General features: G+C 60.0%; 18 protein-coding genes and 1 pseudogene. 9 read left to right on the top strand and 10 right to left on the bottom strand.

Annotated elements, in window-relative coordinates; translation table 11 throughout:
* Nucleotides 1-120: 120 nt before the first annotated feature.
* The 5 genes from ACTIE1_RS11835 to ACTIE1_RS11855 form a co-directional block, all read right to left on the bottom strand.
* Nucleotides 121-1,947: a TRAP transporter permease gene (locus ACTIE1_RS11835; protein ID WP_439563400.1), complete on the bottom strand. Its 1,827-nt coding sequence runs from the start codon at nucleotides 1,945-1,947 to the stop codon at nucleotides 121-123.
* Nucleotides 1,948-2,070: 123 nt separating this feature from the next.
* Entirely contained in the window at nucleotides 2,071-3,039 is a 969-nt protein-coding gene (locus ACTIE1_RS11840) for a TAXI family TRAP transporter solute-binding subunit (protein ID WP_439563401.1), read from the bottom strand.
* A 507-nt stretch (nucleotides 3,040-3,546) separates the two neighbouring features.
* Entirely contained in the window at nucleotides 3,547-4,584 is a 1,038-nt protein-coding gene (locus ACTIE1_RS11845; RefSeq protein ID WP_439563402.1) for a substrate-binding domain-containing protein, read from the bottom strand.
* 38 nt (nucleotides 4,585-4,622) lie between these two features.
* Nucleotides 4,623-5,636 carry an ABC transporter permease gene (locus ACTIE1_RS11850; protein ID WP_439563403.1) on the bottom strand — a complete coding sequence of 338 codons (1,014 nt, stop codon included), beginning with the start codon at nucleotides 5,634-5,636 and terminating at the stop codon, nucleotides 4,623-4,625.
* Nucleotides 5,633-7,372, bottom strand: a complete 1,740-nt coding sequence (locus tag ACTIE1_RS11855; RefSeq protein WP_439563404.1) for a sugar ABC transporter ATP-binding protein — start codon at nucleotides 7,370-7,372, stop codon at nucleotides 5,633-5,635. The genes ACTIE1_RS11850 and ACTIE1_RS11855 overlap by 4 nt, the downstream gene beginning before the upstream one ends.
* Here ACTIE1_RS11855 and mtnK point away from each other — a divergent pair.
* Together mtnK and mtnA are read left to right on the top strand one after the other, a co-directional pair.
* The gene (gene mtnK, locus ACTIE1_RS11860; protein WP_439563405.1) at nucleotides 7,292-8,557 is read left to right on the top strand and encodes an S-methyl-5-thioribose kinase; all 1,266 of its coding nucleotides are present in this window, start codon (nucleotides 7,292-7,294) and stop codon (nucleotides 8,555-8,557) included. The genes ACTIE1_RS11855 and mtnK overlap by 81 nt on opposite strands.
* Complete coding sequence (gene mtnA, locus ACTIE1_RS11865; RefSeq protein WP_439563406.1) at nucleotides 8,554-9,657, top strand: S-methyl-5-thioribose-1-phosphate isomerase; 1,104 nt, start codon at nucleotides 8,554-8,556, stop codon at nucleotides 9,655-9,657. The genes mtnK and mtnA overlap by 4 nt, the downstream gene beginning before the upstream one ends.
* Nucleotide 9,658: 1 nt before the next feature.
* On the opposite strand, the gene ACTIE1_RS11870 is transcribed toward mtnA, so the two are convergent.
* Complete coding sequence (locus tag ACTIE1_RS11870) at nucleotides 9,659-10,624, bottom strand: sugar-binding transcriptional regulator (RefSeq protein WP_439563407.1); 966 nt, start codon at nucleotides 10,622-10,624, stop codon at nucleotides 9,659-9,661.
* A gap of 96 nt (nucleotides 10,625-10,720) precedes the next feature.
* Here ACTIE1_RS11870 and ACTIE1_RS11875 point away from each other — a divergent pair, with 96 nt between their 5' ends.
* Both ACTIE1_RS11875 and ACTIE1_RS11880 read left to right on the top strand, forming a co-directional pair.
* Complete coding sequence (locus tag ACTIE1_RS11875; protein ID WP_439563408.1) at nucleotides 10,721-12,757, top strand: bifunctional aldolase/short-chain dehydrogenase; 2,037 nt, start codon at nucleotides 10,721-10,723, stop codon at nucleotides 12,755-12,757.
* A gap of 92 nt (nucleotides 12,758-12,849) precedes the next feature.
* Nucleotides 12,850-13,873, top strand: a pseudogene (locus tag ACTIE1_RS11880) (IS630 family transposase).
* Between the two features lie 128 nt (nucleotides 13,874-14,001).
* On the opposite strand, the gene ACTIE1_RS11885 reads toward ACTIE1_RS11880, so the two are convergent.
* The 3 genes from ACTIE1_RS11885 to ACTIE1_RS11895 are packed head-to-tail and all read right to left on the bottom strand — an operon-like array spanning nucleotide 14,002 to nucleotide 17,058.
* Nucleotides 14,002-15,129 (bottom strand): RuBisCO large subunit C-terminal-like domain-containing protein, encoded by a 1,128-nt coding sequence (locus tag ACTIE1_RS11885; protein ID WP_439563409.1) that lies wholly within the window; start codon nucleotides 15,127-15,129, stop codon nucleotides 14,002-14,004.
* Nucleotides 15,126-16,127: a transketolase family protein gene (locus ACTIE1_RS11890; RefSeq protein ID WP_439563410.1), complete on the bottom strand. Its 1,002-nt coding sequence runs from the start codon at nucleotides 16,125-16,127 to the stop codon at nucleotides 15,126-15,128. The genes ACTIE1_RS11885 and ACTIE1_RS11890 overlap by 4 nt, the downstream gene beginning before the upstream one ends.
* Nucleotide 16,128: 1 nt before the next feature.
* Nucleotides 16,129-17,058 (bottom strand): transketolase, encoded by a 930-nt coding sequence (locus ACTIE1_RS11895; protein ID WP_439563411.1) that lies wholly within the window; start codon nucleotides 17,056-17,058, stop codon nucleotides 16,129-16,131.
* 591 nt (nucleotides 17,059-17,649) lie between these two features.
* Here ACTIE1_RS11895 and ACTIE1_RS11900 point away from each other — a divergent pair.
* From ACTIE1_RS11900 to ACTIE1_RS11920, 5 genes are all read left to right on the top strand, one after another.
* Nucleotides 17,650-18,102, top strand: coding sequence for a hypothetical protein (locus ACTIE1_RS11900; protein ID WP_439563412.1), 453 nt, complete (start codon nucleotides 17,650-17,652; stop codon nucleotides 18,100-18,102).
* Between the two features lie 12 nt (nucleotides 18,103-18,114).
* The gene (locus tag ACTIE1_RS11905; RefSeq protein WP_439563413.1) at nucleotides 18,115-18,825 is read left to right on the top strand and encodes a hypothetical protein; all 711 of its coding nucleotides are present in this window, start codon (nucleotides 18,115-18,117) and stop codon (nucleotides 18,823-18,825) included.
* Nucleotides 18,818-19,339 (top strand): hypothetical protein, encoded by a 522-nt coding sequence (locus tag ACTIE1_RS11910; RefSeq protein ID WP_439563414.1) that lies wholly within the window; start codon nucleotides 18,818-18,820, stop codon nucleotides 19,337-19,339. Before ACTIE1_RS11905 ends, ACTIE1_RS11910 begins: the two co-directional genes overlap by 8 nt.
* 133 nt (nucleotides 19,340-19,472) lie before the next feature.
* Entirely contained in the window at nucleotides 19,473-19,619 is a 147-nt protein-coding gene (locus ACTIE1_RS11915) for a hypothetical protein (protein WP_439563415.1), read from the top strand.
* A gap of 15 nt (nucleotides 19,620-19,634) precedes the next feature.
* On the top strand, nucleotides 19,635-21,119 hold the full coding sequence (locus tag ACTIE1_RS11920; RefSeq protein WP_439563416.1) for a recombinase family protein: 1,485 nt from the start codon (nucleotides 19,635-19,637) through the stop codon (nucleotides 21,117-21,119).
* Here ACTIE1_RS11920 and ACTIE1_RS11925 read toward each other — a convergent pair.
* The coding region (locus ACTIE1_RS11925; RefSeq protein WP_439563417.1) for an integrase core domain-containing protein at nucleotides 21,120-21,281 on the bottom strand (162 nt) is incomplete at its 5' end.

Below are 21,281 nucleotides of genomic sequence, written 5' to 3' on the forward strand. Positions count from 1 at the left end.
ATCTATAGCCCCGCGACGTCGTGGAATTGTGCGCGCCGCGTTGAGGCATATAGCGCCAATGGTCGCTCAAGGCTGATCTGACGAGTCAGGTGGGCGGCATAGCTGCCACTGCTTGATAGCTCAGAGCAGGAAGATTACGCCCAAACCCGCAGGCAGCGCAGGCAAACGCATCCATTCCAGAAGCGGCTGGCGCGCGGCCCCGATCACAGCGAAACTGATCAGCCACAATCCCAGCGCGATCTGCGCCATCACGACAAGCGCGGCCGCGGGGGCCGTTGCAAGATCGAGTATGGCAGGATTGGCCACGAAACCCAGCGGGATAATGAACAGCCCGACCCCAAGACGCATCGCATTCCCTGCCACTGGCAACCACGGCGTTTTCGCGATCGCGGCGGCGATGTAGACATTGCCGCAGACTGGCGGTGTGATCGTGCAAAGCAGCGCATACCAGAAGACGAAAAGATGCGCCTGCAACTCTGGTAACCCCATCCCGACCAAGGCAGGTGCCGCCACTGCCGCGCAGATGACATAGGCGGCGGTCGTCGGCAGTTCCATACCCAGGATCAGCGCGGCCAGCGCCGTCAGCAGAAGCGCGATCCATAGCCGACCATCCGACGCTGACAGGATCACCGAAGTCAGCTTGACGCCCAGCCCGGTCATGTTGAAGACGCCCACCACGATCCCGGCGCAAACGATGACGGCGGCAATGACCGCCACCTGCTGCGCAGCCGTGACCAGAGCGACCAGCGTGCGGCGATACCAGCCTTGCAGCGACAGACTGCCATCGGGCTCAAACACCAGCGTCAACCAGGTCACGATGGTTGCGAAAACAGCCGCATAGGCAAGTGTGAAACTGGTGAACACCAGCGTGCCGACGAGGATGGAAAAGGGCAACATGAAAAACGGCACCGACCGCGCCACCGCGGCCCAGCCGGGCAACAGCTCTTTCGGCAGGGCGGCGAGATTGCTGCGCAGGGCGTAGACATGCACGCCGAACCAGGCCGCGAGAAAGAACAGGATCGCAGGCAGAAGGGCCGCGACCATGATTTCGGTATAGGGCACGCGCACCAGCTCGGCCATCACGAAGATACCAGCGCCCATCACCGGCGGCAGGATCTGCCCGCCAGTCGATGCAACGGCCTCGGTCGCGGCAGCGAGTTGTGGCGGATAGCCCAGACGTTTCATGGTCGGGATCGTGATCATCCCGGTGGATGCCGTATTCGCTGCGGCCACCCCGGAAATTGAACCATAGAAAGCCGAGGACAGGATCGCCACCTTGGCCGCTCCGGCTCGTGCGCGGCCTGCGATCTGGGTGGCGAAGGCCATGAACCCGGTCCCGGCCTGCCCCGCCGATATGAAGCCCCCGAGGATCACGAACATCGCGATTGTATCGACCGACGTGCCGGTCAATGTGCCCCACAGCCCGCCCTCGGTTATGGTGAGCGTGCCAAGCAGGTAATCGACCGGCATACCTGCGTGCCCAAACCTGCCGGGGATGAGCGGGCCAAGAAACGCATAGGCCAGCACAATCGCGGCGACAGCGGGCAACACGATCTTGATCGCGCGACGTGCCATTTCCAGCACCACAAGGATCAGCGCACAGGCAAGGGCGATCTGCAACGGCCCGTCAAGCGCGCCGAATTGCTGGATCAGATCGCGCCGGTTGAGCATGATCAACCCGCAGATCGCCAACCCGACAGCAAGGAATGCCCATCCTGCCCAATAGGACACGCGCCCGCCCTGGGCTGCCGCGCCAATGACGAATATCCACGGCAGCGCCAGTGCCAAATGCGCGGGGCGGGTGATCAGATTGGGGATCAGGCCCGCAAAAGCGTTCCACATATGGAAACTGACCAACGCAATCGCCAGCGCAATCGCGACTGCGCCGAAACGCTTGCCGTCGACCTCGACGGACAGCCATGTTTCGAGAAATTCGGGACGGGTCATCGGGGCCTCGGTTTCAGGGGTCTGTGTGGCAAGGCGCAGGGCGGATCAGGTCGGCCAACACGCGCGCGCAGCATCGGCATTGCGCGCGCGTCCATCTTGCGAACCCGCCCTGTCGTAACCCTGTCAGGGCATTTCAACGCCTTGGGACTCATAAAAGGCGACAACGCCCTCATGCAGCGGCGCGCCAAGCTGTGGCACCAGATCAGGTGTCACGCCTGCCCACCATGGGTTGGTATCTGCCATATCGGCGCGCTGCTCCCAGAAGGCGGACACGATAGCCAACGCCGTGTCGTCATCCATGTTCGTCGCATAGGCGCCCACCGGCACGGCCATGGTCGCGATTTCCTGGTCGATGCCTGCGTAAGTATTGGCTGCAACTGTGACAGCCCCCGCGCCGGGGTTGGCCTCGATAATCGCTGCACGCTCGTCCTCGGTAAAGGACAGGATACGCACCGGCAGCGTGGCTGCCAGTTCCTGCACTTGCGGTGTCGGATGGGCTGAACAGGTCGCGTAGCCATCGACCTGATTGTTGCGCAACGCCCCCGGCGCGCCCGACAGCTCCATGTCTGGCGCGTTCACGCTGTCGGCAATCCCCAGCGTTTCAAAAATGGAAGCCACCTGACGCTGGCAGAATGTCCCGGTCCCGCCGGAAATGAAGCTGCGCCCCGCCAGATCCGCGACAGTGTGGATATCACTATCTGCGCGCACCACCAGATGGATCGTAATGAAGGGCATGGGGAACAGTGTGCGGATACTCTCATAATTCCCGCGCTCGAACGGGGCTTCACCTGCTATCGCATCTTCAATCAGGTTCGGAGGCGTCGTAAACAGAAAGGCACCCGGCCGCCGACCTGCTTCCGCCACGTTCTGAACCGAGCCTTGGCTTTCCTCTACAGTGGGTTGGATGGCGCCGCCAGATTGCGCTTGCAGCATTTCCCCGAGCTGCACCATCATCACGTAGTACGAACTGGTCGATGACGCCGACTTCAGTGTGACCCGTGTTTCGGCGGATGCCATTGACGCCAACGCCAAACCCGCCCCCAGCGCAAGAGCACTTGCGCCCATGGTTTTTGCAACTCTAGTGACAAACATTTTTCTCCCCCTCTTTGGATTGTTGCGGCTGTTCCGCTTTGACTGGATGTTCAGACAATCAGCTTGTCGAGCCATTGACAAGCAAAAGGGACGGTGATGCGCCAAGAAGGAAGCCCGCCCAACTTAGCGCTTCTCCGATTCTGTTGCGTCGCTTCGGGGTAAGGTGAAAATTCCCATCTCGGGCCGCGCGACCTTCAAGTTCAGAATGTCTGGTTTTCTGAAACGACGACGCGGGGACGCACAGGCTTTGCGCAAGCGGCACGAAACCAAGTGCGCCGTAACCTTTATCGCGCCCGCAGAACTCACTCGCCATCGCCGGGGTCCGGTTTTTCCGATGAGCAAAAAGGGGCTGAGCCGCGCGGGAACAGGATAGCCCCGCCACCGACGGGCCACGTTACCCGACCACGCGCAAGGTCTGGATAGCCAATGAGCAACGGAGAGAATAGTAGCCCGGAGAACAGGGCTACTTTCTGAGCCTATACAGGACCATTTCTTGGACTGTATTGCCTAGCGCGACGGCAAAGCGATCCAATCGGCAAGCGCAACATCAGCGTGAAGGAAGGCGGGGATTTGCTCGCCCAGCTCTTCCATATTTGTGATGTTGCCGTCGTTGAGCATATCGCGCGTGATCAGCGTGGGCGGCACGACCACCTGTTCACCTGGGTCTTCTCCGGCAAGCAAAAGCGCCAAGGCGCGCACCGAAACCTCGCCCACCACGGCAGGGTTTGTCGCGGCAGTCGCAGCCCAAGGCGAATTTGGCTCACGCATCATCGCAATGTCGGCCGTCGAGATATCGGCCGAATAGATATTGATGTTATCCGCGACCCCCGCTTCCTGCGCGGCGATCATCACACCCTTGGCAAATTCGTTATAGGGGGCAAAGACAACTTCGATACCGGGATTGGCAGAAAAGACGGCACGCGCCTGATTGGCGACCGAGTTGGTGATGGGATTGTCCAGCGTCCCGAATTGCGCGACTTCGTTGATGCCCTCATAGCGCGCCTTGAACTCACGCCACGTCTCGTCACGGCGATCCAGCGGCGCAATGCCAGGCACATAGACATATGTTGCCATGAAGGCTTCGCCATTGTCGATGATGGCTTGTTCCAGTGCCAGGCGCGCAAGATCACGGTCGGATTGTTCGATCTGAGGAACGGCCGGGTTTTCGACATTCACATCAAAAGCCACGACCTTGATCCCGGCGTCCACAGCGCGCTGTGCTGCATCCTGCATGGATTCAGTCAGGCCATGCTGGATGATGATCCCGTCTACGCCAAGTGCAATGGCCTGATCGACCATATCCGCCTGAAGCGCGGCATCCTGACGGCTGTCAAAAATCCGAAGGTTGACCCCAAGGGCGGCTGCTTGCCCCTCAACCCCGGAAAGATAGGACTGGAAGAAATCACCCGTCGACAGATAGCGAACAAGCGCAATCGTCACGTCACCGGGTGTGTCGAAGGGCGCAGGCGCGTCTTGCGCAAGCGCCAGCGAAGGCGCGAAAGCAAAAGCACTGGCCGTCATCATCAGTATACGTCTGGAGATCATGGTTTCCTCCCTTTCTTCAGACTTGGTTGAACTCAGTTTCAGGCCCCACGGCTCCCTCGCGCCGTGAAGGCAAAAGTGAACACCAAGGCAACGACAAGAACCGCGCCCTTGATGAAATCCTGCGTGTAATAGGGCGCGTTCATCATGGTCATGCCTTGCAACAGCACCCCGACGAACAGTGCGCCAATGGCCGTTCCGAACGCATTGGGCTTGCCAGCGCCCAGTACCGCGAAACCGATCAGAGCCGCCGCCACGGCATCGAGCAGCAGATTAGTCCCCGATGCCACATCCCCGCGCCCCAGGCGGGCGGCCAGAAGGACGCCGCCGAAGGAGGCCAGCGTGCCAGAGATCATATAGGCCATGATCTTGTAGCGCTCGACCTTGACCCCGGCGAGCTGGGCCGCCTGCGCATTCGAGCCAATGGCATACATCAGCCGCCCGTGACGGGTGAATTCCAGAAACACCCAGACCAGCAGCGCTACAACCAGCAGAAAGATCACCGAAAGCGGAATCAGCCGCTCGATGAAGAAATCAATCCGGTGGCGGCCCAGCATCAGGAAGAATTCGGAAAATGTGCCGCGCGCGACAGTGCCATCGGGCAGGGTCATGCCAGTCGAGATCGAGCGCCCTTCGGTCGGGATGCGCTGCAGGCCGATCAGCAGGAACATCATCCCCAGAGTGGCCAGCAGATCCGGCACCCGCGCCTTGACGATCAGCAGGCCATTCACCAGCCCCACGCCCGCGCCCATCAGCAAACACAACGCAATCGCCACGCCCGCGCTCAATTCCCAGACCACCATCACATAGGCCGAGAGCATAAGCGCCGATGTGGCCACGGCCCCGATGGACAGATCAAACCCTCCCACGACTAGCGTGGCAGTGACACCCAGCGCAAGGATGCCGGTGATCGCGACGGACTGAAACACGAAGACAGCGCTATGTGGTGACAGAAAACCGGGCGCGGAGAAGGAGAAAAACACCAAAAGCCCCGCCATCAGCAGGAGGAAGCCAAATTTTACCGCCAGGTCGATCAATCTTGTCTGCACGCTCATGAACCTTGCCTTTCTGTCACAGCCTCTGTCGGACTGTCTGCAACCTCAGCCATGATCGAGGCCACGTCGATTCCTTTGTTGGGGCGGTCACTTTTCAGGCTGCCTTCGCAAATCACCACGATGCGATCCGCAACTTCAAGCGCCTCGTCCAGCTCTGTCACCAGCACCAATGTTGCTCGCCCCGCCGATTGCGCACGGATGCCGGCCCCGATGTCACGCCGCGCCTGAATGTCCACGCCCTGAAACGGCTCGTCGAGGATAAGAAGGCGGGCTTCTTCAGCCATCCAACGCCCGACCATCACCTTCTGCTGGTTGCCGCCAGAAAGGCTGAGAATCGGATCGGTAGGGGATTGGCATTTCACCCCCATCTCCGAGATCATTCGCGCCGCGAGTGTTTTCTCGCTCTTGCGGCTGATCAGATCGGCAAATCCGCTATGGCGACGGGTGAAAGGCAGGGTGAAATTGCGCCCGATATCGAAATCGGGGATCACGGCATTGCTTCGCCGGTCGCGCGCCGCCATAAACACCTTGCGCGCGATGGCCTGTGCCGGTGATTTCGGCGCGTAACTCTGCCCATCCAGCCGCATTGTGCCCGAAACAGGGCGCGCTACCCCGTAAAGTGTATTTGCCAGCTGCGCCTTGCCACTGCCGACCAATCCAACCACGGCCACCACTTCATTGGCATACAGCGTCAGATCAAAGGGCCGTGACTGGGCGCGCAGGCGCAGATCAGAAAGCTCCAGCACCGGCGCACCACGCGCGGGGATCGTGATATCCACCTCGGTCATCTCATGGCCCAGCATAGCACGCACGGCACCAGAGTAGTCCAGAGGGGTCTTGGTGAAGCTGCCGGAGATCACCCCGTCGCGCATGCACAGAATACTGTCGGCCAATCGGCGGATATCGGACATGCGATGCGAAATATAGAGAATCGCCACGCCCTTGGCCCTGAGGCCTTCGAGCAGCGTGAACAATCTCTGAGCTTCCGCATCTGACAGCGAGGATGTCGGCTCGTCAAGAATGAGGATTTTCGGATTATGTGACAAAGCCCGTGCGATTGCCACAAGCTGGCGATCAGCCAACGACAGCAGAGCAACGGGCTGTGTCATTGGTGCCACCAGCCCCACAGCTTTGGCAATCTCGCGCGCCTCGGCGCGCAGCTTTGCGCCGCGCAGGAACAGACCGGACCCGGCGGCGATACGGTCCAGCATCAGGTTTGACGCGACATCAAGATCCGTCACAACCCCGTCATTGATGGATTGATGAACAGTCACGATCCCCGCGCGCAGCGCCGAATGCGGAGTGTCCGGGGCATAGTCCTGTCCATCCAGCAACATCGTGCCACGATCCGCCGCCTGTACGCCGCACATGATCTTGACGAGGGTCGATTTACCCGCCCCATTCGCCCCCATCAGCACCGTGATTTGCCCGGCAGGCAGATCCAGATCAATGCCGCGCAGAACGCTGTTGGCCCCAAAGGCCTTGTTCATATTGCGGATTTCCAGCGCGTTTTGCGTCATCTCGACCTTCTCCCTGCCCCTGATAATTGATGGAAATCTGCAAATGTCAATAGTATTTGACATTTGCACAAAAAACGGAAAACTGACAGGATGACGGCGGCACCCAAACGCGCCGCGCTGTGAGAGGAGGTCACGATGAGCGCAACCCCTTATGAAGCCCTGACACCGGAAACGGTCGCCGCACGACTTGGCGATATCGTGGCTGTCAGCGCGCATGCCGGCCCTCCGGAGACATGGCAGGTGTCAGAAGTGGGAGATGGAAATCTGAATCTGGTCTTCATCGTGACAGGCTCGGCCGGTCAGGTGATCGTCAAGCAGGCTTTGCCCTATGTGCGACTGGTGGGCGAAAGCTGGCCCTTGCCGCTGAAGCGTGCCTTCTTCGAATATAACGCCCTGATCCGGCAGGCCGCGCGCGCGCCGGGCATGGTGCCCGAGGTTTATCACTACGACGATGCGCAGGCGCTGGTTGTGATGGAATTTCTCACGGATCATGTGATCCTGCGCCAAAGCCTGATGCAAGGCATCCGCCACGAGGGGCTTGGCGCGTTCCTTGGGTTGTTTTGCGCGCGGACACTGTTTCACGGCTCGGATCTCAGTATGAACACGGCCGAGCGCAAACGCGATCTTGCCTGTTTTGCAGAGAATATCGAGCTGTGTGACATCACCGAAAACCTGGTCTTTTCCGATCCGTATTTCACAGCCCCGATGAACCGGCATACGCCCGCACTTGATCCCATCGTGGACATACTGCGCGGGGATCGCGATCTGAAAGTCGCCGCACAGCACCTGAAAGCCGCATTCGCCAATAATGCGGAAACATTGCTGCATGGGGATTTGCATACTGGCTCTGTCATGGTCTGCGGCGACAAGGCGCGCGTGATCGACCCTGAATTTGCGACTTACGGTCCGATTGGCTTTGATGTCGGGATGCTAATCGCGAATTTTCTGATGGCCGCCTGTGCCGTGCCCGGCCATCTGGCCGATGCTGCGGAACAGGCCAGCTATCAGGACTGGATTCTCGCCACCGCAACCGAGGTCTGGGACAGTTTCGCGCAGGAATTCACGCATCTGTGGCGCAGCGAGCGCAAGGGCATTCTTTATCAGGCAACGCTTTTCGAGGACCAGAACGACGCGCTGGGTGCAGAGCAGGCGAGGCTTGACAGACTCGCCGCCATCTGGCGCGATGCGCTTGGATTTTGCGGCGTCGAGATGCATCGCCGCATTCTGGGCCTCGCGCATATTGCCGAATATGACCAGATCGCAGGCGAGACCCTGCGCGCCCGATGCGAGGCGCGCGGGCTGATGCTGGGACGCGCGCTTGTTATCGGGCGCGACACCATCCGAACCATGACAGACGTAACAGATCTGGCCCACAGCATTCTGGGGAAGGACTATCTATGAAAATCAACGGAACCCCCTATCGTTCAATCTGGCGCGATGCTGCCTCTGATGCGGTGCAGATCATTGACCAGCGCTGGCTGCCGCATGAATTGCGCATCGTGCCGCTGCGCAATCTGAATGATTTTGCCACAGCCATCCGCGACATGTGGGTGCGTGGCGCGCCGCTGATCGGCGCCACTGCAGCATGGGGCATGGCCGAGGAAATGGCGCGCGATCCGTCCGATAGCAACCTAAACGCGGCATGGGATGTGTTGCATGACACTCGGCCCACGGCAATCAACTTGCGTTGGGCGCTGGATGCAATGCGCGCGACGCTCGCCCCCTTGCCCGCTGAAAAGCGCGCAGATGCCGCCCGCGCCAAGGCCGAAGCGATTTGCGACGAGGATGTGGAAATCAATCGCCGGATCGGGGAAAACGGCCTTGCACTGCTGCGCGACATTGCGGCGCGCAAGGGCGGCGGGCGGGTCAATGTGCTGACCCATTGCAACGCGGGTTGGCTTGCGACGGTCGATTGGGGCACTGCCACCTCGCCCATCTACCACGCGGTCGAGGCCGGGATCGATGTGCATGTGTTTGTCGATGAAACCCGCCCGCGCAATCAGGGCGCGCTGCTGACAGCCTGGGAAATGAACAGCCACCGCGTCAGCCATGATCTGATCGTCGACAATGCGGGCGGGCATCTGATGCAGCATGGCGAGGTCGATATCGTCATCGTCGGCACCGACCGCACCACGGCGCGGGGTGATGTGTGCAACAAGATCGGCACCTACCTCAAGGCGCTCGCGGCAAAGGCGAATGACGTGCCCTTCTATGTCGCGCTGCCCTCGCCCACGATCGACTGGACTGTGCGCGACGGGCTGCGTGAAATCCCCATCGAGGAACGATCCGGCCGCGAAGTGACCCATGTGCAGGGCCGCGACCCTGACGGACGCGTGGTCGATGTGCAAATCTCGCCGGACGGGACAGGCGCGCGCAACCCGGCCTTTGATGTGACACCGGCAGAGCTGGTCACGGGGCTGATCACCGAGCGCGGCATCTGCGCGGCCACGCCCGAAGGGATGGCGGCACTCTTTCCCGAATACGCGACCGCGGCGCAATAGGTCAGGCCAGAAGCGCCTGCGCCACACTGAGGCTGGTGACAAGATGGGTCGCATAGCCCCCCGCGATACAGGCGCGGGTGGCAGTGACCTTGTCATGGCCGGGCGTGATGAGGATGCCGGCCTGCAAACCGATCAGATCGCGCAATTCGACCCCGATCATGCGCTCGTCCAGCGGGCCGGGGATGGCCTGACCCTGTGCATTTATGAAGCGCCCTGACACCACACCGACAGCGCCCTGGGCCACGTACCAGTCCAACTCGTCCCGCGTGGCCACCCCGGACCCGACCACATGACTGTCCGGCTGACAGGTGCCAACGGAGAACAGGCTTTTCGTGATATGGCCGAACTGGTCAAGCTGCGCTTTCAGGATCGGTTCGGCACGAAGTTCGCGGGCAAGATCTGCGCGGCTGAGGATTGCGGGCGCATGCAGGTTGTGACAGCGGGCACCAAGCTTCTGGGCAAGTCGCGTTGAACAGGCCTCGGCTGTGAAACCATATGGGGTGGACATTGAGCCGACGAGTTGAATCACCGCCAGATCAGGCAGGTTCTGCTGTTCCAGCACAGTGGCCAGATCATAGACTGTACGGCCCCAGGCCACGCCCAGCCGGTCATCAGGGGCCAGCAGATCCGGTAGCCATTCCGCCGCGCCCCGGACAACCCGGTAAAACCTGTCCTCGTCGTTGCTAGCGGCTTCATCTGGCACGACATAGGCAGCTTGCAGGCCGAAACGGGCGCATAACTCCAGTGCCAATCGGTGCGTCGTGAAGCTCTCGGCAGCCATCGAGATTCGAATCAACCCACTTTCGCGTGCGTCGGCAAGGTAATTGACGACTGACGCACGTGATATGCCAAGCCGGTCTGCAATTTCCTTCTGGTTGAGCCCTTCCTGATAATACATCCAGGCTACTTCGATGATGACATTCTCGCCTGTTATCTGGCCAGCGGTCCTGCGTCGTGTGATCCCCATTCTCACCCCAATTCAACTAATGCCAAGATGGTTTGACATTTGTGCAAGCCTATCCCATTGTCAATCACACACAGGGCGAAGACGGATAGATACAGCATGATCGCAAATCTCTGGCAGGACAAGCAGGCAAAACAATTTCAGGATGCAGCAGGCACAGACTCGATGGCGCGTGAACTTGCCTTGCGGGTCTACACATCGCGGCTGATCGGGCAAGACCCTGATCTGGTCATGCATGGGGGGGGCAATACTTCTGTCAAGCTGCGCGGGCGCGATGTGATGGGGCGCGAGATCGACGTGCTGCATGTTAAGGGTTCGGGCTGGGATCTGGAAACCATCGAGGCGGCCGGCTTGCCTGCGGTACGGCTGGACCCGCTGATGGAGTTACGCGCGCTTGATGCGCTCTCGGACGAGGCGATGGTGAATGTACAGCGTGCAAACCTGCTTGACAGCACTGCGCCGAACCCATCGGTGGAGACCCTTTTGCATGCCTGGTTGCCGCCGCGCTATATCGATCACACGCATGCCACAGCCTTTCTGGCGCTGGCTAATCTGCCCGAAGTGGCGGAAGCCACGCGCGAGATTTTCGGCGACCGCATGGCGCTGGTGCCCTATATCATGCCCGGATTCGCGCTGGCCAAGGCAGCAGCAGAAGTGTTTGAGGCCAATCCGCAAGCCGAAGGCTTGTTGCTGGTCAATCATGGGCATTTCACATGGGGCGAGAGCGCGAAGGCGTCCTATGACCAACTGATCGCCCATACCAACGCGGTCGAGGACTGGCTCGCACAGCGTCGCCCTGCCCCGCTGCACCCCTCTGCCGCACTGCCGGACGCAAACCGCACGGCGCTTCTGCCCCGGTTGCGCGCATCGATTGCCGAAATCCTTGGCGATGACGCGCCCATGCCTGTGATGGACCTGCGCGCAAGCGATGATGTGATGGGCTTTTTCGCCCGCCCTGATCTGGATGCGTTGGCGACGCGCGGGGTTGCGACACCAGATCATGTGATCCGCACCAAAGGTCACCCGCTCGTGCTGCGCAAAGCTGACCAGAGCCCGGACGGATTGCGGCAGGCGCTGGACGCTTACGCCGCGCGCTACCGCGCCTATTTCGACCGCCATAACCCACGCTTTGGGGGCGCAAAAACCATGTTGGCCCCGGTGCCCGGCCTGATCTGGGCCGAAGGGATCGGGTTGATCGGGCTGGGGGCCACGAAATCCGCCGCGCGCATTGCGGCAGACATTGGCGAGCAAACCCTTCGCGTGATGCGCGACAGCGAGGCTTCGGGCGGGTTTCACCCCATCCCAGAAGCGGACCTGTTCGATATGGAATACTGGTCGCTTGAACAGGCGAAACTGGGCAAGGGAAAACCCGCTGCGCTGCAAGGGTGCATTGTGCTGGTGACAGGTGCTGCAGGCGCAATTGGTGCCGCCATCGCGCGGGCTTTTGCTGCGCAAGGCGCATCGCTCATGCTGATCGACCGTGAGGCAGAGGCCGTAGAGGCGTTGCGCGCCAGCATGGGGCGCGATCATTGCGCACTGGCCTGCGACATCACGGCGGCAGGCGCGGCAGATAAGGCGATCGGTGCATGTATCGACAGTTTCGGGGGGCTGGATATTCTGATCGCGAACGCTGGTGCCGCCATGACAGGCGACATGGCCAGCCTGCCCGACACCACCCTGCGCGCCAGTTTCGAGTTGAATTTCTTTGCGCCCGTGGCCTTCGCGCAAGCCACCGCGCGCGTGTTGCGTGCCCAAGCGCGCGGCGGGCAGCTATTATTCAATGTCTCGAAACAGGCGGTCAATCCGGGCAAGGGCTTTGGGGCTTACGGCCTGCCCAAGGCCGCAACGCTGTTTTTGATCAAACAACTGGCGCTGGAGTTGGGGGCCGAGGGCGTTCGCGTGAATGGGGTGAACGCTGACCGTATCCGCTCTGGCCTGCTGACCGATGACATGATCGAAGCACGCGCCAAGGCACGCGGATTGACCGAAGATGACTACCTGTCGGGAAATCTGCTCAAACGCGAGGTCGAAGCGCGCCATGTGGCCGATGCCTTTGTAGCGCTGGCGCTGTCAGACCGCACAACAGCGCATGTTCTGACAGTGGACGGCGGCAATATCGAAGCCTCACTGCGCTAGAGCGGGATGCCCTCAGCCCGAATCTGCGGGGGATTCACAAGTGCGCATTTTGCTGATTCACTGTTTCCGGCCACAAGATGGAGGGTTGAGCAGTGGGCAGAGCGATTTCGATGGATTTGCGCGAGCGGGCGATGGCACGTCTTGAGAAGGGCGAGAGCGTCCGACAGGTAGCGGAGGCGCTGGATGTGGCACCATCGAGCGTGGTGAAATGGTCGCAGCGGCTGCGGGTGACGGGGAGTTGCACGCCTGCGGGGACTGGCGGCCACCCGCCGCGCAAGATTGCAGGCGCGCCTGAAGTGTGGATGCTGGAGCGGATCAAGACGCCATTCACCCTGCGCGGCTTGGTGCGTGAGTTGGCCGAGCGCGGCCTGCGCGTCGACTACCGCACCGTCTGGTCCTTCGTGCATCGCACGGGGTATTCGTTCAAAAAAAGACCCAGCTCGCCGAGGAGCAAAACCGCCCGGATGTAAGCCGCCGCCGCGCCCGCTGGAAGCGGTATCAGGATGAGATCGACCCGTCCCGCTTGGTGTTCATTGATGAAGCCTGGGCCAAGACCAACATGGCACCCCTGCGCGGCTGGGCACCGAAAGGCGAGCGCCTGATCGGCCGCGCACCGCATGGCCACTGGCGTACCATGACCTTCATCGCCGCCCTGCGCCATAATCGGATCGATGCGCCATTCGTTTTGGATGGATCCGTCAACGGCGCGTCCTTTCAAGCCTATGTCGAGAAGGTCCTCGTCCCGACATTGCGCCCCGGCGATGTGGTGGTCATGGATAATCTCGGAAGCCACAAAGGGCAGGCGGTGCGCGCCGCCATCCGCGCGGCAAAGTCGCACCTTTTCTTCCGTTGTTCGGGGAAAACGCCCCACTGGGGCCTTTTCTGATCCCTCCAACCCCTACAGCCCGGACCTCCACTGTTGATTGTCACTGAGACCTGGCCCGGCGGGGGTGCGGACGAAAAGTTGGACTATCTTGGAGATAGTTCATGTATAGCTACGAAGAGCGAGTGCGCGCTGTGGAAGCGACCTGGCGCAAGATCGGTGCCCTCCTCGAGCGCTTAACCCCGCAGGAATGCGCAAACTACCTCGTCAACGCAGGATATGCTTCAAGCTGATCTCATCGCGCTCTAAAGTGCATTTCGACCGGAGCGAAGCGAGGATCGAAAAGAATGCACGTAAAACAAGATCTAGAGTGGTTCAACCTGCTCAAGGTGATCGCGAACCACTCTAGACGCGCAGCGGGCTATCCCTGCGCGTCAGCGGCGTCCACGGCGCGCCGCATTGCGGTGATGCCCTCACCGATCTGCGCGCCAAGCCGCAAGAGCGACCCGCCCAGCAGATAGACAACATCTGCCCCATACATGCGCGCCATCTCGCCTGCCCGCTCGACGCTCATGCCGCCACCGGGCGAGGGCATGATGGGCAGGCCCGGCCCCATCGGGTCGCGGCAGGCTTCGGCAATCGCCTGACACTGCGCGACGGTAAAGCCAAACCGCCCGCCGACATTGGGGAAGACCGAAATATCGGCCCCGGCCAGGCGTTGCAACGTGCCGAAGATGACGCCGTGATCAATCCCGGTATCCGGGGACAGCACATAGGGGCCAAGGAAGCTTGGATGGGCCATCACCGGCAGGTTCAGATCAGGGTCACTGGCAATCGCCTGCATCAGCCCGAAGCCCAGAAGCCCCGGCATGATCAGGAACCCGTCCGCCCCGGCATCGCGGGCAAAGCGCAGATTGTCGCGGATCTCCCACGGATGGCCTGCGACGGACGGGAAGTAGAGCGCGCGGTGCCCTGTTTCCTCGGCTGCGCGCGCCAGACTGGCTGCGATCTTCTCGACCCGTTCGCGAAACGGGGCCATGTGCTGATCGGTGATGCCGTGATCTTCCTTGACGATATCCGCCCCGGCCAGCGCGCAGCGATAGGAAATCTCTGCCAGCGCATCTGCGCCCAGCCCCTGCGGCTTGATGACGGGTGCGATCAGCCCGCCTTGAGCGCGACCGCACAAGCGCCGCAACCCATCAATCCCGAACCGCGTGCCCTTGTGGCGTGCAAGGATCGCTTCGCCAGGATCGACGCCGATGACCCGCAACCCACGCTGGATTGACGAATTGCCGAAGACGACATTCAGAAACTGGGTGAATTCCGGCCCGGCGCTGTCGGGGCTGTAGCTGAGCGTCGCGCGAAACTGGTCGTCGCCCTCTTGCCCGAGTTCCTCGATCCGGCCAAGGATCGTGTCCTCGACATAGCCGGCCGGGACGACATCACGGGGGATTTCAACTGTCTGTTCAAGTGTGATCCCTTCGGCGCGCGCACGCGCTTCTGCCAGCGACGGTGCAAAGATGCGGTAGGTGACGCGAAACCGGCTCATAGCGCCTCGGCCTTGACAGCGGAATGCACCGCATCCACGCGCACTGCGCCAAGGGCTTCTTCCGTGATGCCCGTTTCCTGCCCGGTCACGCGCTCGACCGCACGCACAAGGCTGAGCGCGTCCAGCCCGTAATAGCGCATCAGATAGGGCCTGGAGCCGCCATGTGCATAGGTATCCTGAAGCCCCAGCCGCACCAGCTTGCGTGCGAGACCCGCCTCGGCCAGCGCCTCGGCCACCATCGAACCGATCCCCCCCGCCACAAGGTGGTTTTCCAGCGTGACCACACCATGCCGGACAGAAGCTGCATGTTCAACGATCTGCGCCGCGTCAAAGGGCTTGAGCGTATTCAGATGCAGGTGCCGAACCGCCACCCCCGCCGCATCGAGTGCCGCGCGCGCGCGCATTGCTTCCTCGGTTGCGATGCCCGCCGTTACGACCAGAACATCATCCCCCTCGGCCAAGACCCGCATCTGACCGATGCGCAACGGCGTGTTGAACAGGCGAGGCACAGAGCCGCGCAGAATACGACAATAGACTGGGCCATCGACCGTATCTGCCTCTGCGACGATGCTTTCTACCTCGGTCGCATCGCCTGCCTCCAGCACGGTCATATTCGGGATTGTCCGCATGACCGAGATATCTTCGATCGCCTGATGGGTCATCCCGCCCGGTGTAGTGATGCCCGGCAGAAAGCCCATCAGACGCACCTTGCGGCGCGGATAGGCAATGGACGCCATCAACTGATCGTAGGGCCTGCGATATAGAAATACGCCAAAACTGTGGATAAAGGGCCGGAACCCTGCCAACCCCAACCCGCCCGCAAAAGACAGCATGTTTTGTTCGGCCATACCCAGCGACAGGAACTGATCGGGGTGGCGGTCGCGGAAACCATCTATCTCGCAACTCGAAGTCAGATCGGCGGACAGGCACAGCACTTCCGGGTGCTGTACAGCATAGGCCTCAAATGCCGATGCGTAGGGGCGACTAACCATTTCCATCTCAGTGATCCTCCAGCACTATGGGATCAACCCCAAGCTCTCGTGCAATCGCGATATTCATTTCGTCACGTTCCTGAGCAGTTTTGAAGCGCACATAGTGCAGGCGCGGGAAGCGGCGCATCAGGAAGTCCATCCCCTTGGTGGGCGAGGAATGAGCAAGAATGATCAGCGGCTGGCCGTCATGCGGCGTGGCACGGGCCTGCCGCAATGCGTTCAGGTCATGCGCATCGACCTCGGCCACGACAGCGCCGAAATTGCGCAGCTTGGTGGCAATATCGCCCACCTTCATGACATCAGCCATCGCGCCGTCGCATTGCTGGCGATTGACATCCATCAGCGCCCAGAGATTGCCGATCTCATGATGTGCGGCGGCCTGCACGGCTTCCCATGTCTGACCTTCCTGCACTTCGCCATCCGACATGAAAACACAGACCTCGCCGGGCTCGCCGCGCCGCTTGCGCCCCCATGCAAGACCCGCCGCCGTGGACAGCCCGATGCCAAGCGTGCCGTTATGCACTTCCATACCGGGGCTGTGCTCTGCCCCGATCATTTCGACCGAAGACCCATCCTGATTGAACATCTCCAGCCCTTCAGGGGCCATGCGGCCAACCTCGATCAGGCAGGCATAGGCCACCAGCGCGTAATGCGCGGGCGCAATGAACAGGCGATCATATTCAGGCGTGGCAGGGCCGTTATAGCCTGCACCTGTCACATAGTCAGGGTTCTGTGCCGACGGCACGCCCCCGAATGGCGGTGGGATCATTGGCATGGTTGAGGGCCCAAGCATCAGCGCCTCATTATACAGAAATGCAAGCTGCTCGGCGGCAGAACAGGCTTGTGACAGATAACCGCCATTATTGCGCATGGCATGTTCAAACACGCGTCGGCGAATAGCCAAGGCGATATCTTCGCTTCTGGGGGCGTTGCGCATTGTAAATTCCCTACTGTTCTGCATCGGAGATAACTACGAAAAAAACAAAAGTCAATGCTGCTTGTCTTTTGTAATTTAACAGTGATTTCAGGTGCCCGCATTGTCAATGGCGGTCGATCACTCTTGCAATATCCTGTGAATGCAATGCCACTACTCCACGCCGGCTTCCCACCCTGTATGCTGGCCCCTCAAGGCAGCCGTTCTGAAGAGTGGCTTGATGACAATGATGACATGATCACCTCTTCTCCAAGTCTGAGACAGGCGCAGGAGTTTGCGTCAGAACATGCTGCACCGCCCCCTATCAGGATAACATTTCCGTGTTCAGCAAATAGCATCAGCATCATGCCTGACTGCTAAAAACAAGAACATGAGAAGCGGCTTCAGCCCGCGCCGAATGTTTACTTTCGAATGATTTGAAAACGCCCGTGTGTGGGGTTTTCATGACATTTGCAGGCCAAGTTGCGCAGCACTTGGGTGGACGGTCTCCCGTCCACATACCCTGCTTTAGGAAAAAGAAATTCCTGAATATAATATGGTTATCATTAAAATAAAATTCGGCAATCAACTTGAAAACAAAAATGATCGTTGTAAATGGCAAAAACGAAAGATCAGCAGAATCATTGCGAGAATAACATGAAAAATACAGATAGCACAGTGAAAGCCATCGGAAAGGATATGGCGAAACTAAAGCCTCCTCCCGGACAGAACAGTACGCGAAAAATAATAGATAATCTGGTCGATGACATACACAGAAATCTCAAGAATGGCATGCATCTTGCAGATGTTTATCACGTCATACGCCAGCACCTTCCTACGGATACAAGGCTCAGCCTTGGCACGTTCAAGCAATACTGGCGAGACGCGCGTGATGCCGCCGGACTTCCCAAGATAAAGAACAGCGGACCTCGAAAATCTTCAAGAATTTATTCGCAAATTTCTTCGCAAAATCCGGATGTGAAAAAGATTATCCCAAGAGAATATAACAAGTCAAATTTAGACAATGATACATCAGGTGACTTCCGCGTTGATCCGGAAGATATATAAGGAGAAAAAGTTGTGAAAAATATTATCCTGATCCATGGCGATAAAGGTGGCACCGGAAAAACTCATGTCGCACAGATGACCGCCGCTGTACTCCGCAGCGTCGGGCATCCGGTTACACTCATAGATGGCGATGCCAAGAATCCCGGTCTGTATCGCTCTTTCAATGAAAAACCCGATCCGGTTTTGCGCATAAATGCGCGCAGATCTGAAGGAATCGATGCCTTACTCGAGACTTATCTTGCCACAGACCAGGATATACTCGTTGACCTGCCAGCAGGCGGGTCGGATACGACACGCGCATTTACCGGCACAGGCGCGGCCGCGGGGACCGTCGATATCGAGGCACTGCTTCAGGAGACTGACGGACGACTGGTGGTCATGTTTGTTATCGATCAAAGTCGTGACAGCCTCGTGGCACTGGCTGACGAACTTGCCCGGTTGCCGCGTGCCGTTTCCGATTGGCTTGTCGTCCGGAACCACCGCACGGATCATACATTTGAACGGTTCGACCGATGGATCGGGGACAGCGCGCCGCGGCAGCTCTGCAGTCTTGACATGCCAGCGCTTGACCGGCGGGTCATCGAAGCACTGGTAGATGCGAAAAAGCATTTCGGCGAAATCGATCATGTCGAACACGCATCTGCGCTCATGAAGATGCGGGCCAAATCTGCACTGCGCCAGTGGACCGCACAGTTGAAAAAAGCGGGTCTGATCGATGACTGATACGCGCCCATTGACTCTATTCCAGCAGCTGTATCAACGCGCCCCAACCGCTGACGAGCGGCAACGTCTTGTGAATGTGAAGATGGCGCTTGGATTGAGTGACCGGGACGAACTCTGGCCTCTCATTCTTGTTTTTGAACATTATGCCGCGGTCAACCAGCGCGCCAGCTACAACATCTCCAATACACTTAAGGAACTGCCTACACGTGTGCAGTCCATCGTGGACACAACAGAGAAAACGGCTTCGCGCGCCGCAGATCATGCCATAGCACGGGCGGTTGACCTCGCCGTGGAGCGGTTGACAAACACCATGGCCTCACCACCGGCTGTACTTCAAGACCGGGCAACTCGGAAGCTACGCGTTGCGGTTGGCGGTATTGGTGGCCTGTTCGTATTGGTCGCATTGGTCGCCGGATTTGCCAGCGGACACGTCGCAACCCTCGCTTTTTACGACATGTGTTCCACCGAAGTCTTCGACGTCACGGATGGCGGGCGCGGATGCTTTGTCGAGTGAAGCGGTTATGATTGAGCCCCCCTTGCGATAGGATATCAGATGGCAAAAGCGGGAGATGGAAAACAAAGATCAAGCAAACGGCGCGCGACCGAGCGGTTGACAAAGCGTCTGACACCGCAGGAGCGGGTGAAGTTTGAAAAACGCGCCCGATATGCAGGCTTTGATAGCGGACAAGACTATCCGGGCAAGATATCTCGATTTCCTCAAGATACTTGCCATCGAGACGGCGCAGCGCGATCATGAAGCTGCAAAGGCGGGCTTCGACACGCCCCCCGACTGACCGGAAGGACGCCCCATGACCACCCTATTGCGCGCCGCGATCTATGCGCGATTTTCGACAGATATGCAGAGTGACGCCTCGATCGAGGACCAGATCCGGTCCTGTCGCGACTATGCCGCGCGGCAGGGCATGGAGGTGGTCGGGACCTATTCCGACCGCGCGATCTCCGGGGCAAGCCTGATGCGCAGCGGTGTGCAGAAGCTGATGCGCGATGCCCGCAGCGGCGTATTTGATGTGGTCGTCAGCGAAGGGCTGGACCGGCTCTCGCGCAACCAGGCCGATATCGCCCAGATTCACCAGAGCCTCGCCTTCGCTGATGTGATGATCGAAACTGTGGCCGAAGGCGTCATCTCAGAGATGCATATCGGGCTGAAAGGCACGATGAATGCGCTGTTTCTCAAGGACCTCGCGCAAAAGACCCATCGCGGGCTGAAAGGCCGCGCGCTTTCGGGCAAATCCGCCGGCGGGATCACCTATGGTTACCGCGCCGTGACACGGCTTGATGCCAAAGGCGAGCCTGTGCGCGGAGAGCGCGAGATCGACGCGGATCAGGCCGCTGTCGTGCGCCGGATTTTCAAGGACTACGCGAAGGGCGTGTCACCCAAAAAGATCGCCGAGGCGCTGAATGTCGATCGTATCCCCGGCCCGCAGGGGGGCCGGTGGGGTGGCTCGACGATCAATGGCAATCGCGAGCGCGGCACCGGTATCCTCAATAATGAACTCTATATCGGGCGACAAATCTGGAACCGCCTGCGCTATGTCAAAGACCCCGAGACAGGCAAACGCGTCTCGCGGCTGAACCCTGAGCGCGACTGGGTGATCACGGAAATCCCGCATCTGCAGATCATCGAGGATGACCTGTGGGAGAAGGTGCGCGCGCGGCAAGGCGCGCTGAAGAGCAAGGACACAGCTGTCCCGGTCTGGGACCGGCGCAGGCCCAAGACGCTGTTTTCTGGATTAATGAAGTGCGGCTGTTGCGGGTCGGGGTTTTCCAAAGTGACCAAGGACAGCTTCGGCTGCTCGGCCGCGCGCAACAAGGGCCGCGCTGTCTGCACCAATATGGCGCTGATCAAACAGGCCGATCTGGAAGCGCGGGTGCTCGACGCGCTGGCCCATCACCTGATGGACCCCGAGGCGGTCGCGGCCTTCTGCGAGGCCTATACGGCCGAGCGCAACCGCCTGGCCGCCACGGCCACCAACACGCGCGCCGATCTCGAGCGGAAGCTGGCCAAGGTCAAACACGACCATGCCAAGCTGGTCGACGCGATCATCGCGGGCGTTCCGGCCGATCAGGTGAAGGACAAGATGATCGCGCTGGATGGCCAGCGCCAGCAGATCGAGGCGAAGCTCGCGGCGGCGCAAGCCTCCCCTGCCCCGTTACGGTTCCACCCGAAGATGGCCGAGACCTATCGCGACCGCGTCGGCACGCTGATCCGGGGCCTGGGCAAAGAGGCGGGCCTGAACCGCCCCGGGTTTACCGGAGAGTTTGTGGTTCAATGATTACGCTGCTTTTTCGCCAACATTCAAGTTTGCGTAGAATGCCTCCTCTGCTTCGTTCGGTGTGATGTATCCGATGGCGCTGTGCAGGCGCGTTTTGTTATACCAGTCGACCCACTTGAGAGTTTCCCATTCGACCTGGCCGACCGATTTCCACGGACCGAG

Origin of the sequence: Roseinatronobacter sp. (assembly GCF_051859525.1) — a bacterium.
Lineage (GTDB): Bacteria > Pseudomonadota > Alphaproteobacteria > Rhodobacterales > Rhodobacteraceae > Roseinatronobacter.